Consider the following 15,051-nt stretch of genomic DNA (forward strand, 5'->3'; position numbering starts at 1 on the left):
CGCTGTAAGGGTTGTGCATGAGTTCCGGCCGTCCCGTCACCGACGCGGCGACCAGTGCCCGGATGGCCCGGCAGCGCCGGGCGGGTACCGCCCCGGAGACCGCGCTGCGCACCGAACTGCATCGGCGGGGTCTGCGCTATTTCGTGGACCGCGCTCCGCTTCCGGGTTTGCGCCGCCGCGCCGACCTGGTGTTCCCGCGCCGCAAGGTGGCGGTGTACGTCGACGGGTGTTTCTGGCATTGCTGCCCCGAACACGCGACCTATCCGAAGAACAATGCCCAGTGGTGGGCGGAGAAGTTGGCCGGCAACGTGGCCCGCGACCGCGATACCGATGCGCGACTGACCGCCGCGGGCTGGCTGGTGGTGCGGGTCTGGGAACACGAGGATTCGGTGGCCGCCGCCGATCGGGTGCAGTCGGCTTTGTCGGATCGATAGACCATGATGGAAGTGCAGCCGACATTGCAGCGGAAATACGGCAGATTCCGAGCGTGGGCGATGACGTGAAACGAGGGCAATGACGCCGAGCGAGCCGCACGATCGTGCGGCGGACGAATCCGGTGCGGTCGCCGTACTGGAGCGAGACCACGCGCCCGTGCGCGTGCGATTCCGCCTCGTCCGCTCACTGATCGCGGTCGCGATCGCCGTCGCGGGGGTCTGCTATTCGTCGTGGATCATGGAATTCGTCCTGCCGCTCCATCTGAACCCGATCAGGTCTTTCCTCAGCGAATTGGACGCCGAGGGCCGGCCCTATCGCTGGGTGTTCGATCTGGGCGACACCATCGCCGGTTCGCTCACCCTGATTTCCGCGGTCACGGCGATGTTCGTCTTCTCGCGGCGGCGTTTGTCGACCGTCGGCTGGGTGGCGCTGGGCTGTTTCGGCGCGTCCACGATCGCCGACGCGCAATGGCCGCTGCACACCTGCTCGGCGCCGTGCCCGCCGTCGGACAGCGGCATGTTCCCGCAATTGCACCAGATTCACGCGCTGACCAGCACGCTCGCGGTCACGTCGATATTCGTGGCGATGATCGCGTTCAGCGTCGCCGCCTTCCGCTATCGCCGCTGGCCGATTCTGCGGCATTCCGGATTGTGGATCCTCATCATCGGCTCGACCGCTACCGCCTGGATGCTGATCGCCGACAATCTGCCGGGCAATTACGCACTGGGCATCGCCCAGCGCATCCAGGTCGGATCCATGTCGCTGTGGCTGATCGCGCTCGCGGTGCAGATCTGGGTCGCGCAGCGCGCGATCAGCGTCGACGGGCGGAAACGCGCCTGACCTGCGGTTCCTCGTTCCTCAGCATGACCAGCGAGCGGGGCGCCGATTCCGCCACCGCGCCCGCGATCGCCATGGCCGCGAAGGTGGCCAGCATGACGCCCATTACCAGTACCTCGACAACTGTGCTCATATACCCACGGTGGCAGCGCCGGCTGGCATGCATTTGTGCGGAACTTGGGTAAAGCCTGAGAATGCCGGCTAGCCGACAGAGACGGTGACGGTATGCGTCGTGGTGCGCGCCGGAAGCGCCCCGGTATCGACTCGCAGGATTTCACCGGTGTCCTGACGGCCGTCCGGCAAGATTTTCGGTTTCAGGCCGAAGGGCGGCCGACTGCCGCTGCTTCCCGCCAATCCGAAGTCACTGTCGTTGGAGATGTAGAGCGTGCGGCCGCCGTCGGTGGTGGCGACGCCTTCGATTTTGTCGTGGCCGAAGAATGCGCCGGCCGGATTCAGCCCCGTCACCAATCCCGCGAGATCCAGGTTCGACTTCTTCGCGACCGGGGTGATACCCGCCTTGCCGAGCGCGGCGATCCCCTCTGCGGTCGACACCTTGCCGACATATGTTTCCAGCGGTCTGTCGCCGACGAGCAGGCCGAGATCCGGGTCGTATCGGGTGCCGGGAATATTCGCCCGCGGTCCGACATCGGTGGCGCCGTTCAGATCGATCGTCCACAGTTTCTTGTTCGCCTTCGGCGCGAGTTCACCGTCACGTTCGTCCACGAGAAAGGTGTGGTCGTCGAGTGCGGTGATTTCGGAGACGGCGAGTTTGCGCTTCGGATCCTCGAGTGGGTAGACGAATTCGGCGACGGCGCGGGTCTGCAAGTCCACGGTGACGATCCGGGTCATCGGCGCCTCCCGTGCGGATTCCACTCCCGGTGTCTGCAAACCACTTTGAATCACACCGACCAATCGCCGCCCGTCCGGCGTGACGGTCAGGCCTTCCATGCCCTGATTCGGCGTTCGCATCGTCAGTTCCCGCGGCAGGCCGGAACCCGGTGCGAGGCGCTCGATTTCGGTACCGGAAGCGTCGACGTGCACGAGGAACGGACCGTATTCGTCGGAGACCCAGAAGGTGCCGTCCGGCAGGGCGACCAATCCCTCCGGGTCCAGGCCGTGGTCGATGGGCGGCAAGGTCTGTCCGTCCAGATCACGCATCGTCTCACCGGTCGACGCGGCGGTGTCGACCAGGCCGTTGAAGCCGACGCCCGCACGGTTCTTCAGGTCGATGGTGGATTCCAGTACCGCGCGCGTGCCGGTCAGCCGGAATTTGCCGATCTTCGGCACGAAATCCGGGATGGGAACGAGCTTGTCGTTCTTGCCGGGCCCGTCGACGTTCGGGCCGCGGTCGGTGAGCCCGTAGAACTCGTCGGCCGACCCCGGCACCGGTGTCCACGCGGACCCGAATCCGCTGCCCTGCACCGTGGTGCCGCCGAAGTCGCCGAGCGGCGCGATATCGGTGGTGTAGAGGTGAACCGCCTCGGACGTGGTCACCGTGAAGGTGTCCTCGCCCTGATATCCGGGCTGCGGCGTGTAGCGCAGGGAACCGTCGGCGGTGCGGTCGAGGCGGCCGTGGGCCGGTGTGCCGAAGGCGACGGCCGCGCCGCCACCCGTGCGGGCGGACAGATCGTCGAGCGAGACGGTCAACGGCCGGTCCCGGTCGGTGTGCCACTGCGGTTCGCCACCGCCGGACGAACAGGCGGCGGCCGCGCAGAGTACGGCGCCGGCGAGGGCGAATCGGAGCAGATGACTGGTTCCCACCGGTGATACCTATCCTGCCGAATCGACGATCAACTGTCGGGAACCTGAACAGTTATCCGACGGCAATCGAGTTCGCCCGGCGCGCGTTCCCAGCGCTGGGTAGGGTCACCGAGGTGACCAGCGAAGCGCCGGAATCAGCCGTTCCCGTCGACCTGCTCGAAGCCGTGCATGCGGCGACCGAGTCGCTGGTCGCCGCGGTGGAAACCTTGCACGACAGCGATATCGCCGAACCGTCACTGCTGCCGGGCTGGACGCGCGGCCATCTGCTGGCCCACCTGTCCCGCAATGCCGACGGCCTCGTGAACCTGTTGCTGTGGGCCCGCACCGGCATCGAAACCCCGCAGTACGCAAGCCAATTGCTCCGCGATTCCGATATCGAGGCCGGTGCGCCGCGCCCGCTCGCCGAGCAGCTGAGCGATCTGCGCGCGTCCGCGGACCGCTTCCTCGGCCTGGCCCGGGCCATGCCGCCGGAACGCTGGCAGTACCGGGTGCGAGCGCGCACGGGTAAGGAACTGGCCGCCGCGGTGGTGCCGTGGTTGCGCCTGCGCGAGATCGAGATTCACCGCGTCGATCTGAACATCGGATACCGGCCCGCGGACTGGCCGGCCGCCTTCGTGGCCCGGATGCTGCCGGAGGTATCCGCCGGATTCGATCACGCGGCCTCCGCCCATCGCCCCGCCGATGCCAAGCCGATGACCTCCGATCCGGATCAGCCACCGCCGCCGAGTTTCACTCTCGTCGCGACCGACACCGATTTCACCGCCAAGGTGGGCCCCGACCCTTCCGACACCATTTCCGGGCCCGCAGCGGAGCTGCTGGCGTGGTTGATCGGCCGCAGCGACGGCGTGGGGCTCACCGGACATCTGCCGAATCTGCCCGCGTGGTTGTGAGGCGCCGGACTCACCGGTCGATCCGGCCCGGCACCTCCAGGCGTTCGGCGAGGAAATCCAGAACCCGGTGCAGCGCGGCCTGAGTCGGTTCGCCCGGTTCGTCGATGAGATGTTCGGTGAGCACCGAATGCGCGCTCAGCACGCCGTCCGGGTTGGCCGCGGCGTCGTCGAGTTCGATGGCGATGAACGCGTCGCCGAGTTGCGCGCGCAGGAAATCGAAACGCTCAGCCGGTGAACGACGGTCACCGCGAAAGCGCAGGCCCATCACGGAAAGACCTGCGGCACAACGCTGTTTGATGCGGTCGAGGTCGTCGGACGAGACGTCGATCGAGCCCTTCTGCCGCGCGGTGAAGCCCAACGGCAGACCCGGCTGGGAGAGCACCGGCGCGACCAGCCGATCGTCCACAGCCATCCCCAGCCCCGAATCCACGATCACCGCGGGCCCACTGCCCTGTCGAAAGATCGTGCGGGACTTGCCCTCATGGGTGAAGGTCGCGTGTTCGAAATCGTGAAGATCGTTGTCTGCCATGGCCGGCCCTTTCTCGTTCGGGCCTTCACCCTCGGCCGACCACCCCCGCCGGGTCTTGAAAAAATGTTCCCCAGGCGCGATACCTGTGCTCCCCGATCGGCGAATGCGGCTCCCGTGCCAGCGTGTTCGGCGTGCGTCCGGCGAAACTCGCGATCTCCCGGGACATGTGTGCCTGATCGCTGTAACCGCAGGCCGCAGCGACGTCCGCGGCCGGCCGGCCCGCCACCAGCCCCTCCACCGCATGCCGGAACCGAACCAGCATCGCGGCCCGTTTGGGAGTGAGCCTGATCTGCGATTCGAACCTCGCCCACAACCGTTTGCGACTCCACCCGCAGAACTCGGCCACGTCGGCGACCCGCACCTGCCCGCGGCTCGCGACAATGCGATTCCACCCGGCGACGACTTCCGCATCCGGTGTGCGCTCGGGCCGGACTCGTTGCGCCAGAAACGCTCTCGCGAGCCCGAACCGCTCCTCCCAACCCGCCGCCTCCGCCAACTGCGCCCGCAGCCGCTCCCCCGACGCCCCCCACACCTCGTCCAACCCCACGGCAGCCCCCAGCTCCCCCGGCCCCACCCCGAGCACCGAATACGCCCGCAACGGCGACATCCGCACCTCGACACACGCCGCCCGCTCCGCCCGAATCCCCGTCAGCCCACCGGAGAAACCGGCCACCATCCCCCCACTCGCCCGACTCCCCGCCGTCGTCTCCACAACAAGCCCACCCCCACCGAAATCAACCGCCACGGTCACCGCCGGAATCACCGCCACCCGAAGCTCCAACCCGGCATCGGCACGATCGCGATACCCGAGCATCGCGAGCCCGTCCACGGCCTCGCGCGGACGTACGATCTCCCAACCGGACGCTCCCACCCGGCCAGGCTAGACCGGGTCCGACTATGGAACACGAAGAAGGCCCCGCCGCAATGCGACGGGGCCTTCTTTCTGCGCGCCCGGAGAGACTCGAACTCCAACCTTCTGATGGGTTCGTGTGTATGCGATTGTCCGGGAATATTCAGCAAAGCTGTTGCACAACAACAGGTTACGACGATAGGGAACCAAGAGAGTGCCTCACTATCCGGACTTGTACGCGGACGTTTGTACGGCCAAAGTAACGGCCGCTCATTCTGGCGCCCGGACCGTCGCAACTGGAGATCACCCAGAACGTTACAGGAACGGATGCTGCCATGAGCAACGGTTTCAGGGGCGTCGCCCCTCGATGTTTGCTCATGTCACGGCGGTAACGGTGCCGTTCGACCAGTGGTTCACCGGTCCACAGGCGAACTTGTCCCGCAAATCTTTTGGGTGGCCAAAGTGGCAGGTAACCTACCTTAACTCAACTACGCCTGCGGTCAGTTGGGTACCATCGTTCATAAATACGACTAGTTTCCATAATCTGCGCCCCCTTTCTGTTATTGCAATCCTCGCACAAGAGCTGAATATTGGAGACATCATTCAAGCCGCCGTGCGAAATCGGCACCATATGATCATATTGGCATCGATTCATCGGACTGTGACTCCCACCCAGATCTCGCTCACAGAAAGCACACCGGCCACGTTCACGAAAAAACGCGGCACGCTTGACCCACTCAGGAATCGCAGCTCTTCGCACCGCAGCACCGTTAGGCGTCTCACGCAAGAATCTAGATTCCTCGGAGTCGGCGTCGACGATGTCGATCATTCTAATGTGGTCCGCGATGCACTCGTGAAACCTTCGTAAGAATGACCTATTTGCAAATAGTACATAGAAACACTCTTCGGCGAGCTGATCCACGAGGCGATAGTAATCGTCCGGCGATACCTCTTCCCATAGGTCCCAATCTGGCTGGTCGCTCGGATCGTAGGAAGTGTCTCTGCAGCAGCCGCCGGTTCCATGCTCGACCCATTTATCGAGTTCATCGGTGATTACCCGCACATCGTATCCGTGAGATTTCATCAGGCTGGTCCCGAGCATCCAGGCCGGGTCCGAATAGCAGTATTCCGGACGTGAGCATCTAGACTTGCGCACGTAATGCGCACGCATAGCGCGATCCAGATCCTCCACCAGTATCGTGTCAATCATGTATTCCAGAAATACATGGAGCGCAGACCATCGCCGAAAGGGTTCTACGTAGGCGATTAGTCCTTCATTGAAATGATCACCGAACGAGTAGCCGAATGACCCAGTTTGCACGGCAGCATTCACGGTCTGCACGAAGTAGTACGTACCGTAGAATTTGATTTCTACGCGCTCGCTTTCGCGCTTTGGCCCCCACTCTTGTTCACGCACCATGTCGCCTCCCGAACAGCCCCGCTGACCATGCCCCACCTACTCTCGCGGGCAATGCCTGCGGAGAGTTGGACTGAGGCGTGTGCAAATGTTTCCACGCGCCGACCGTTCTAGTGGTCGTTTGGTCCTGTTCTGGGTGTGGCAGTGCCGAAGGCGCGCCTTGCCACGTCTGCAAGTCTCGCTCCTCAGCGCGAGCGAAGGCGGGACACCCTTCGCTTCCTTAAAGCCCTGACCCAGTGTTCGGATTCCTAGTTTTTCGGACTTCCAGGAATCTATCCAATGTTGTGTAGGGCGCTCCGTCATCGAGGTCAGCTTGCGAAAATAGCGGAACCACCGTGGCGTCCCCATACTCCGACCCGTCTTGTAATAAGTACAGGTAGCCCTGCTCCTCCCTGTAGTCGGGATCGACCGCAGATCGAACGGAATCGATATACAAATTCAAGTGACGGGTTGCCTCGTATACGAGATCCTCCATCAAGTTGCGATCTTTCTTATACCTATCGAGAAGTTCGTGGTAAAGATCCGGATTCCAATTGCTAATCTTGTACCACCGCGGATATATAAGACCTTCGCCACTCGGAGCATTCTCCGCCTCTGTCATGAATATATTGAGAAGTTGATTAATCACACGTGCAAATCCGACGAGCGAGGTCCTCACCATCTCATGGCCATCGGGCCACGGCCTAACTTCGACCCAGCGACATAAATTCCGCAGATCTCGGATTAGCGATTCAGTGAGAATCGGATCCACATCGTAGATCAGTACGCCTATGGTCCGGTGCCATACCGCCAAGTCGATTTGCTTGTCGAACTGGTCCACGATCCTGGCCCACCGCACATCCAGGGCTAGTTGATCTCTATCGATACCTAGGGATTCCCTCACCCATTCCTGATGCTCGTTCTTCATCTTGTGAAGCGCAGCCACCGGATGGTCTTCAACGGCTGAATCGATCAAAGTGTGATGCGTTGGGCACAAGAGGATCAGGTTGTCAACGGAATCGCGATCGCCTTCGATCGGTTCCTTTCCTCTAGGGCCGTCTTCGCTGCGGCCCACAATGTGAGCTTCCTGCCCGAGAATTACCGCGATACCGGTCAAATCAGATTTGTGCGCCAATTCAATTCGACATCCCGGGTAGGCGCACCTGCTGCCCGATAGTCCCCACAGGAGCTTTCGATCCACCACTGAGATCGTCACGAGACGCCGCCTGCTAGCTTCAATTTCGGATGCACGGACCGATGGTAGCGCCGGTCGCAGCCGACAGCGGAGTCTTGGCTTTGGGAGCGGAGGGTCGCAGGTTCAAATCCTTTCATCCCGACCATCGGATCAGGGCATAGCCCCTGGTCAGCTTGGTGTCCGTGCGCGTCGTCGCGTCGGGCTGATGTCCGAATTTCACTGCTGCTGAGGGGGGTTCGTCGTTTCTGGAGTTCGGGCGTGTCAAGACTCGTCCACGTGAGGAGCGATACGCTGGCTCCAGCTAGATGTCAGCAACGGCGACCTTGATGCGGTCGATGATGGCTCGCAGCGCGAGAATCTTCTCATCCTGATCCTTTACGCGGGCGTCGAGTCGGTCGATCGTTTCGCGTAAGGAGCGCAGCTCTTGTTCCTTTGTGACTGCAGCTCCGACGAGGACCAAGCTAACAAGATTTGCGGGAGGGGCTACCTCCGAAGACTGCCCAGTCAGAGCCTTCTCGAGGAAACTTCCAAGTGGAGTGTCGGGCTGATAGACCACGGTCCACATGTGCTGTTCTGGGACGAAGCCGGGGGCGGCCACCTTCAATCCGAGTCTCTTGAGTTTCCTCTGGATTTCGGCGACCGATGCCGGGCCCAGCCGAGAGGCATAGACGTAGTCGCGGAGTTCGCCCCAGTTGACGGGCACGGCCCCCCCGGCCAAATCGACTGTGTTAGCCAGTTGTTCAAATTATTCGTCGATCTCGGGCATTGACCGTCCTCTATTGACCGTGCAACAAGCGTCTGATCGCATCATCCCATGATCTTGGTTTGGGTCCCGGCGGATCTCTGGTCGTAAGGTTTGGCGCGAGCAGGTCTGTATGGGGTGACCCACAGCCGGTTGCCTGGGCTGGATACCGGCGGATTCCGCCTTGGCTGCGGGAGGTCAAGTCGGGGACGGCAGGCGTCGCGCCCAGCACTGCCTCGTTGATGAAAGTGGTCAGATAGGAATGGCCGGCGTTCTACCACGTCGCCAGAGCGGCGCCGACGCGCCCGACGCGCCCGCTTGCCGCGGCTTGCGTAGGCGGGCGGTTGCGCGGCGCCGCGAAGCGCCGCCGCTTGATCCTCTATAGCCAAATTCGGCAACGACTCATGCAGGTGAGTGCATTTGCTCGCCGAGACAGCCTGTGCGCGGCGAGACTTGGAAGCATGGCTGAGCTTGCGCTGACGGCGGACCGTCGTGAAGAACTGGCCGGGTTGTTGGGGGACGAACAGCGTCTTCGGACCGAGTATCCGAAGGTGGCGGAGTACCTCGACACCGCGCCGATGCTGCCGGGGACGGGGAACGACCAGGCCGACGCAGCGTTCGATTTGCGGCTCGCGCATTACATGACAGGCGGGCCGTCGATCAGCGCGAACCCATATTGGGACATCGTGGCGCCGTCGGTGTCCGAGTATCAGGGGCGCCGGGTGGTGGACGGTGGCCGGCCGCGAGGAAGCGCGCGACTGGGATTCGCGCAGACCACTTGCAGGCCGCCTATGCCTACGCGATTCCGTCGCCGGAGACCGTGGTGTGGATGAACCAATTCTGCAATGGGCGTTCGGTTGTCGAGCTCGGGGCCGGCCGCGGCTACTGGGCTGCGCAGCTGGCGAGCGCCGGTCCGGACGTTGCGGCGTATGACTCGGAACCGCCGGACCGGTCCGAGAATCCGTCGTTCACTCGGGCCGAAGGCCAAGCGGATGTCTGGCTGAGTGTTGGTGATCTCGGGCAGTTCGCTGCGCGGTCGGTCGGCAGTGCCGATGAGGTTCTGTTCCTGTGCTGGCCGCCTGGATGGGGCAACACGATGGCGTCGGATGCGCTGGCGGCCTTCGAGGCGAACGGCGGCCGCCGGTTGGTCTACATCGGTGAGCCGAAGGGCGGAAAGACCGGCGATGACGCCTTTTACGATGCGCTGAACTCGCGATGGAAGATCGAATCCGAGGATTCGAGATTTGTCTCTTGGTGGAACCTCGCCGATCGCGCTCAAGGTTGGGCCCGTCGATAGACACATCTGGCGTTCGGGCGAGATCCGGATCAGGTTCGGGCGATCCGAAACGAATGTGCCACGCCTGCGCACAGATCGGACGAGCCCTTGGAAAGGTGTTACTCCTGCTTGGTCTTTCCGGGTCAGATCTTGACGTTCGCCCATCGGGCGAATTGGGCGAGGTTGTCCGTGCCGCGGCGGCTGTGCGCCAGGACGCGGATAGTCTCGTGGACCTGAGAGTGGTTTCGGGTCAACTCTGGAGCGACCTTGTGGGCCTGCTGGAGGGTCAGTAGGGCTCGCTGTTTGTCGCCGTGTAGGAGCCAGGCTCGGGAGAGGTCGATGAAGTGGTGGCCGGCTCGTGAGGGGGCTACCGAAGTGGGCAGGCGGATATCTGCGGCGCGGGAGATCGCGGTGGTTCCGTCGGACAGTTCGACTGGTATTGCTACCGAATGGATGTCGACGTTGGAAGGCCGAAAGCCGGTGCCGTAATGGCGGAATCGAGTGGATCCGATCGCATTTGCGATTTGCCGTGCCTCGGTGAGGTGCGAGTCGGCGGTCACCGCGTCGGCGGCGCGGGCCGCGAGGATCGATCCGCGCAGATGCAGGGCGCCACGGACCGCCAGTAGATCCGGCGAGGTGGCTATGTCTTCGCTTGCGGCATAGGCACGTTCGATCGTCTTCTGGCCGCCGGCGTACGCGCCCGAGTAGAGCAAGATGAGGGCCCGGTTGTATTCAGCGGCGACCGGCCAGATCGGATCACCGCTGCGCGATGCGGCCCAACCGCAACGGTCGGCGGCCAGTCCTGCCAGATCTAGATATCCGTACTGGTAGGCGAAAAGCATTGCCTTGGAATAGGCGTACGCGAGAGCGGAATGCACTTCTTCCGAGCGCCTGCCGGAACTCTCCGCGTCGGCCAGCAGGTGCAGGCCCCGAATCACATCGGGAAGTTCAGCCGTGAGGTCGGTGTAGCGTGCGCGACGCATTCCCTCCCGCACACGATCCAAAGCGGCACTGAGGTCCTCGAACGTCAGCGGTATCGCGGGCGGCTCATCGTCGAACGCCAGAATCGAGCGCCGCAACTCCGGGATCGTCGCATGCGCCGCTGCGTCCGCCCGAACCGGCGAGTACGGCTGCCCGGTCAGGTCGCCGATTCCGACGCCCAGAACCCGCGCGACAGCGGCTATGAACGCTGGCGACGCGGCGCGGTCACCCTGTTCGACCTTGCGGAGCAAGGACAGAGAGACAGACGCTCTCTGGGCCAGCTGGACTTGCGTAAGACGCCCTAGTTTCCGCGCCCTGGCAACGCGTTCACCAGCCCCCATCTCGTCCATAAGCCCACAGTGCCACAGGTTGTGGCATTACGCAGGCGCCTTCCGCGGCGACTCTGAATGCGGTCCGGGCGCCGGGTGTTGCAGTCCTCGGCGCCCGGGTCCGACCAAGGACGGTTCAGCGAAGGGGGCTCGACACGATGACAGGTTGTGACTGGATTTTGGTTCTGCTCGCGATGGGGTTGTCCGACCTCACCTGGGCACTGATACGCATCCCATCGCGCGACGAGCGCCGCGAGGAAGGCCGATGACGGATCCGCGGCCGATCGGCTTGGGATGGGTTCATCCGGAGGCGTCGGCACCGGACTGGGATATGGCACAGGTTCGGCGGCTGGCGAGCCGCCTCGGCTACCGCCTGGTGTGGGCGCCGGAGACGAGCTGGATTCCGTTGCCGGACCAAGTACGGGAATCGGGCGCAGAGGCCGTAATCGCCCCATCTACCGCCCATTTCGACCCACTCACGCTGAACGCCGTGATGATGGTGGCCGACGTGGAGACCGTACTGCCGCGACTCAGCTTCGCTCGCTGGACAACGAGATCGCCCTCCGAGCGGAATCGGTGATCGCGGGGCCGGCTCGTCCCGACAGAAGGCACGGCCGACCTATGACTACGAAGAAGGCCCCGCCGCAGTGCGACGGGGCCTTCTTTCTGCGCGCCCGGAGAGACTCGAACTCCCAACCTTCTGATGGGTTTGTGTGTATTCCTCTGTCCGGCAGAATCCGTTAGTCATGTTGTGCAACAAAAGATTTCGGCAACCTAGTTCGTGCACCGTGCGCAGCGATCCGGGGTTGTACGCGGACGTTTGTACGGCCAAAATAACGGTGCGCTCGCGACATCCTGCAACAGTCGGAGGACTGCGCTTGAAGCGTCCAGGGCGCGTGTCATCGGTGGTGAGGCTGTGTTTTGAAGTACGGTAGTCTGCGTGCTTCGTCGCTTCGTCTACCTAGATGTAACAGCCTTGGACCAGTACATCGCTGCCTTAGAAGGCGGGTTAGCTTCGGAAATCCAAACGCGTTCGAAGTTGTCGGGCGGTGGGGAAGCCGGCGTGGACGCCAAGGTGTTAAAGGCCACTGGGAGGCGTGCACGCGAGAGTGAAGAGTCGCGAAAGTACACCGATGCGCCAGAGGCCCGATTCGATCGCCTGGTTGCGGCGGCCGATGACGATCCGGAAGAACTCGGCTGGTTCGAAGTCGGTGAGCCCGAGCAGGACTTCAAAGAGGCTGGTATTGGGGCGATGATCTCTTGGGAATGTGAAATCTTCATTCCCGATTACGTTCGGATGATCGCCCGGTCCGGTGAAATGCAAGCAGCGCTTCAAATGATGCAAACGGCCATGCCAATGGCTGAACAGCTAGGATTTGACACTGATGGAATGCCTTCAGCTGAACAAATTACGGCGATGTCCGGCTTCTTGAACAGTGTTAACGCGAGCCTCCTCGTGGTAGGTGAGGACATCGACACCGACTGGCGAGTCTGTGGAACTCTTACAGATGAATTCATACGACGAGGCGAGATTGATGGCCCCGCCCGAATCGTAGGAAAAATCTCCAAAAAGCTGCGGCCGGACGAGTGGAAGCCGTACTTGACATTTCCAGGGATGAATATCCTTCCGCGTGACGAGCGGCGTAAACTCGCCCGCACACGTCCGGATGCTAATAACGAAAACCAGTTTTTGCAGGGCCCCGCCCTCGTGCTTGAGCTACTCGCAATTTATCGATAACCCGCAACAGATGCTTGGACAGATAGTGTCAGGCTGATTGTCGGGGCTAGCACGGGAAGCTCCCTGCAGGTCGACCGCAATGGCCGACCTGCCGTCAGTCGCGTTCGCGAGATAGAGGGGGTTAGCCTGCGCTCGCACGGTTCTCGCCAAAAATGGCCCTTTCTAGCAGCTGAGTAACGAATGCACGAAGCGCGGGTAGCTTGTGTCGCAGTTCCTCTTGACTAGGGCGGCAGGCGTTCCCATGCACGATGTTGCTCCGCATGCTGTAGGCGCTAGCGAAGAAATCACTTGGCGCCAAACCGTCATAAGTGGCTTTGCCCAGGATTCCGGCCAAAGTTCGGCCGGTCTCGGTGATCGAATATCGCTGCCCATTCCCTAGGTAGCCGCTCAGGCTATTACGTTCGTTCGCCGGAAGATCCGACTGTTCCGTTTGTCGGATGAAGGTCTTGATCAATTTGCGATACTCGGGAGACCGCTTAGCAGGCCGCAAAATCGCCTCAACGGCCGTGACGAGTAGGACAAACTGCGTTTCAACGTTGTCGTCGAACAACGAAGAATGCATAAGGTTGAACGCCAAGACTTGCTCGTCCGATACGCCCGGATCCGCTTGCTGTACAGCGTGCAGGCGCTCTAAGAGTGCCCGACCGGACCGGACCGCCGTGGCGGAGGCCCCGAACCGTCCGAACTTCGCCGGCGGGTCCGCGGGGTATACCAACAAGCCATGGTGGTCACGGAAAAGCGCGGTTCCTTCAGGGATGGCGACTGGAATGAACTCCGTCGACATGGGCTCGGCATATGGCTGGTCTTCGTCTCCGATGTCGATGCCGATGTAGTGACTGGCGAATGTCATGAGTAGCCATCGCCGCCAGCGTTTTCCAGCGGAGATAGCCTCTGCCGCTGTTGGGTATCGGCCACCTTCCAAGAGGAGTTGAGTTGCCTTGTCGATGGTTTCCCCCGGTAATAGAGGTCGAATCCAAACGGATGGTTCTTCGGCTGGTGATAGGACGAAGCGCTCTGCGGCGACGTCGAGTTGGTTCGCGGGCGCGAGGAGGATCGTATTGCGGAAGTTGTAGTCGACCACCTGGGGATGTTCCCACGCCAGTGCCTGAATGTTCGTGCGGGATACACGCCGCATCGGTGAATGAGGTGCCAGTCCGACGGCAGGTCGGACCTCGTCCTATATCTATGTGGGCGGCTGCGAGATCGTTCTTAGACGTTCTTCGTGTTTCCTGGTCTTTTCGGCATCCGACGGCCCGGGAGACTCACCGGGTTCAGCGAGGGGGTAGCCCGTCACCACCGTGGCCGCCGTTTCCACCGTCGCCGCCCACGGCGTCGCCACCCATTGCGACTGCGCTTCCTCCGGCCCCACCGCCGCCCCCGGGGAATCCACCATCGCCGCCGCGTCCGCCGGTTGCGTTGGCGCTACCCCAAGCATGCCCTCCGGCGCCGCCCTGTCCGCCATGGAAGGGGCTTCCGTAACCTGGCGCAATCCCAAAACCGTTGGGGCCGTAGTCGCTATAACCGAACCGCTCCGCCGCACGGTTGCGGAACGCCGTAAAGTCGTGCCGTTCGATCAGGAGACTGGACTCGGCTTTGTACAGGGCTACCAAGACCGCGGCGACAAGGATTACGCCGATTACAGCCATGATCGCTGTACCGCTGTGTCGTCCGAGCCACCCCGAAACGAGCGCGCCGAGCAAGAACACGCTGGTGGCGGCTTTATTGACGGTTTTGGCGGCTTGAACGAAGCGTTTCGCTACAGCTCCGAGGACTTCTCGCCTTGGCCGCGGGCCTTCACTAATCAGAGTCGAGTGAGGGCTCTCCGCCGACGGATTCGACGGTAGCGATGGTGTGGTCACAGAAAGATGGTAGAGCCGGGCCGAGGCAGAGTGCACAGCCCACGTGTAGGCGATCTGGCTGAAATGCGACCTGACTAGTAGGTGGCAAGTCGACTACCTGTGTCCGCGCGGGCATCCCGCGTACCCGTCGACCAGCGGCGCGTAGGACTTGGCCTCCGGCATCGGCAATCGCGGCGGTGAGACCTGAACGGACAAGAAGACCTCAAAGAGCTTTTCGGCCATAAATTTTCGCA

At 62.5% G+C, this 15,051-nt stretch carries 16 protein-coding genes; 7 read left to right on the forward strand and 9 right to left on the reverse strand.

Annotated elements, in window-relative coordinates; translation table 11 throughout:
- The first annotated feature begins 17 nt into the window (after positions 1 to 17).
- Both NA3_RS22060 and NA3_RS22065 read left to right on the forward strand, forming a co-directional pair.
- Positions 18 to 434 (forward strand): very short patch repair endonuclease, encoded by a 417-nt coding sequence (locus tag NA3_RS22060; RefSeq protein ID WP_062965535.1) that lies wholly within the window; start codon positions 18 to 20, stop codon positions 432 to 434.
- Between the two features lie 79 nt (positions 435 to 513).
- Positions 514 to 1,275, forward strand: coding sequence for a DUF998 domain-containing protein (locus tag NA3_RS22065; protein WP_084491767.1), 762 nt, complete (start codon positions 514 to 516; stop codon positions 1,273 to 1,275).
- Here NA3_RS22065 and NA3_RS37065 read toward each other — a convergent pair.
- Positions 1,247 to 1,405, reverse strand: a complete 159-nt coding sequence (locus NA3_RS37065) for a hypothetical protein (protein WP_157126590.1) — start codon at positions 1,403 to 1,405, stop codon at positions 1,247 to 1,249. The genes NA3_RS22065 and NA3_RS37065 overlap by 29 nt on opposite strands.
- Before the next feature lie 68 nt (positions 1,406 to 1,473).
- Positions 1,474 to 3,033: an esterase-like activity of phytase family protein gene (locus tag NA3_RS22070; RefSeq protein ID WP_084491768.1), complete on the reverse strand. Its 1,560-nt coding sequence runs from the start codon at positions 3,031 to 3,033 to the stop codon at positions 1,474 to 1,476.
- Positions 3,034 to 3,146: 113 nt separating this feature from the next.
- Between NA3_RS22070 and NA3_RS22075 the strand changes: the two genes are divergently transcribed.
- On the forward strand, positions 3,147 to 3,923 hold the full coding sequence (locus tag NA3_RS22075) for a maleylpyruvate isomerase family mycothiol-dependent enzyme (protein WP_062965536.1): 777 nt from the start codon (positions 3,147 to 3,149) through the stop codon (positions 3,921 to 3,923).
- Positions 3,924 to 3,933: 10 nt separating this feature from the next.
- Here NA3_RS22075 and NA3_RS22080 read toward each other — a convergent pair whose 3' ends face one another.
- The 5 genes from NA3_RS22080 to NA3_RS22095 all read right to left on the reverse strand — a co-directional run bounded on the left by NA3_RS22080 (position 3,934) and on the right by NA3_RS22095 (position 8,596).
- The gene (locus NA3_RS22080) at positions 3,934 to 4,452 is read right to left on the reverse strand and encodes a hypothetical protein (protein WP_062965538.1); all 519 of its coding nucleotides are present in this window, start codon (positions 4,450 to 4,452) and stop codon (positions 3,934 to 3,936) included.
- A gap of 25 nt (positions 4,453 to 4,477) precedes the next feature.
- Positions 4,478 to 5,323 carry a helix-turn-helix domain-containing protein gene (locus NA3_RS22085; protein WP_062965540.1) on the reverse strand — a complete coding sequence of 282 codons (846 nt, stop codon included), beginning with the start codon at positions 5,321 to 5,323 and terminating at the stop codon, positions 4,478 to 4,480.
- Between the two features lie 463 nt (positions 5,324 to 5,786).
- A complete protein-coding gene (locus NA3_RS36205) occupies positions 5,787 to 6,722 on the reverse strand; it encodes an HNH endonuclease (RefSeq protein ID WP_084491769.1) in 936 nt (311 codons plus the stop codon).
- A 217-nt stretch (positions 6,723 to 6,939) separates the two neighbouring features.
- Entirely contained in the window at positions 6,940 to 7,815 is an 876-nt protein-coding gene (locus tag NA3_RS22090; RefSeq protein ID WP_167355028.1) for an HNH endonuclease signature motif containing protein, read from the reverse strand.
- Positions 7,816 to 8,194: 379 nt separating this feature from the next.
- Positions 8,195 to 8,596 carry a hypothetical protein gene (locus tag NA3_RS22095; RefSeq protein ID WP_062965544.1) on the reverse strand — a complete coding sequence of 134 codons (402 nt, stop codon included), beginning with the start codon at positions 8,594 to 8,596 and terminating at the stop codon, positions 8,195 to 8,197.
- Positions 8,597 to 9,096: 500 nt separating this feature from the next.
- Here NA3_RS22095 and NA3_RS38740 point away from each other — a divergent pair, with 500 nt between their 5' ends.
- Complete coding sequence (locus NA3_RS38740; protein WP_227995408.1) at positions 9,097 to 9,468, forward strand: hypothetical protein; 372 nt, start codon at positions 9,097 to 9,099, stop codon at positions 9,466 to 9,468.
- Positions 9,414 to 9,932, forward strand: a complete 519-nt coding sequence (locus tag NA3_RS38745; RefSeq protein WP_227995409.1) for a hypothetical protein — start codon at positions 9,414 to 9,416, stop codon at positions 9,930 to 9,932. Before NA3_RS38740 ends, NA3_RS38745 begins: the two co-directional genes overlap by 55 nt.
- 122 nt (positions 9,933 to 10,054) lie before the next feature.
- Here the strand turns inward: NA3_RS38745 and NA3_RS22105 are convergent, their stop codons facing one another.
- Positions 10,055 to 11,242 (reverse strand): helix-turn-helix domain-containing protein, encoded by a 1,188-nt coding sequence (locus NA3_RS22105; RefSeq protein ID WP_063917674.1) that lies wholly within the window; start codon positions 11,240 to 11,242, stop codon positions 10,055 to 10,057.
- A 244-nt stretch (positions 11,243 to 11,486) separates the two neighbouring features.
- On the opposite strand from NA3_RS22105, the gene NA3_RS22110 reads away from it, so the two are divergent.
- Positions 11,487 to 11,801 carry a hypothetical protein gene (locus NA3_RS22110; protein WP_062965546.1) on the forward strand — a complete coding sequence of 105 codons (315 nt, stop codon included), beginning with the start codon at positions 11,487 to 11,489 and terminating at the stop codon, positions 11,799 to 11,801.
- Positions 11,802 to 12,161: 360 nt separating this feature from the next.
- Positions 12,162 to 12,959, forward strand: a complete 798-nt coding sequence (locus NA3_RS22115) for a DUF6414 family protein (RefSeq protein WP_062965547.1) — start codon at positions 12,162 to 12,164, stop codon at positions 12,957 to 12,959.
- Between the two features lie 121 nt (positions 12,960 to 13,080).
- Here the strand turns inward: NA3_RS22115 and NA3_RS22120 are convergent, their stop codons facing one another.
- Entirely contained in the window at positions 13,081 to 14,040 is a 960-nt protein-coding gene (locus NA3_RS22120; RefSeq protein ID WP_128145033.1) for a hypothetical protein, read from the reverse strand.
- Positions 14,041 to 15,051 lie beyond the last annotated feature (1,011 nt).

Origin of the sequence: Nocardia africana NBRC 100379, assembly GCF_001612635.1 — a bacterium.
Taxonomy (GTDB): Bacteria; Actinomycetota; Actinomycetes; order Mycobacteriales; family Mycobacteriaceae; genus Nocardia; species Nocardia africana.

Excerpts from the sequence above, each read along its gene's own strand:
- NA3_RS22060 (WP_062965535.1), top strand. The coding sequence starts at position 18 with ATGAGTTCCGGCCGTCCCGTCACCGACGCGGCGACCAGTGCCCGGATG.
- NA3_RS22065 (WP_084491767.1), top strand. The coding sequence starts at position 514 with ATGACGCCGAGCGAGCCGCACGATCGTGCGGCGGACGAATCCGGTGCG.
- NA3_RS22105 (WP_063917674.1), bottom strand. The coding sequence starts at position 11,242 with ATGGACGAGATGGGGGCTGGTGAACGCGTTGCCAGGGCGCGGAAACTA.
- NA3_RS36205 (WP_084491769.1), bottom strand. The coding sequence starts at position 6,722 with ATGGTGCGTGAACAAGAGTGGGGGCCAAAGCGCGAAAGCGAGCGCGTA.
- NA3_RS22080 (WP_062965538.1), bottom strand. The coding sequence starts at position 4,452 with ATGGCAGACAACGATCTTCACGATTTCGAACACGCGACCTTCACCCAT.
- NA3_RS37065 (WP_157126590.1), bottom strand. The coding sequence starts at position 1,405 with ATGAGCACAGTTGTCGAGGTACTGGTAATGGGCGTCATGCTGGCCACC.
- NA3_RS38740 (WP_227995408.1), top strand. The coding sequence starts at position 9,097 with ATGGCTGAGCTTGCGCTGACGGCGGACCGTCGTGAAGAACTGGCCGGG.
- NA3_RS22110 (WP_062965546.1), top strand. The coding sequence starts at position 11,487 with ATGACGGATCCGCGGCCGATCGGCTTGGGATGGGTTCATCCGGAGGCG.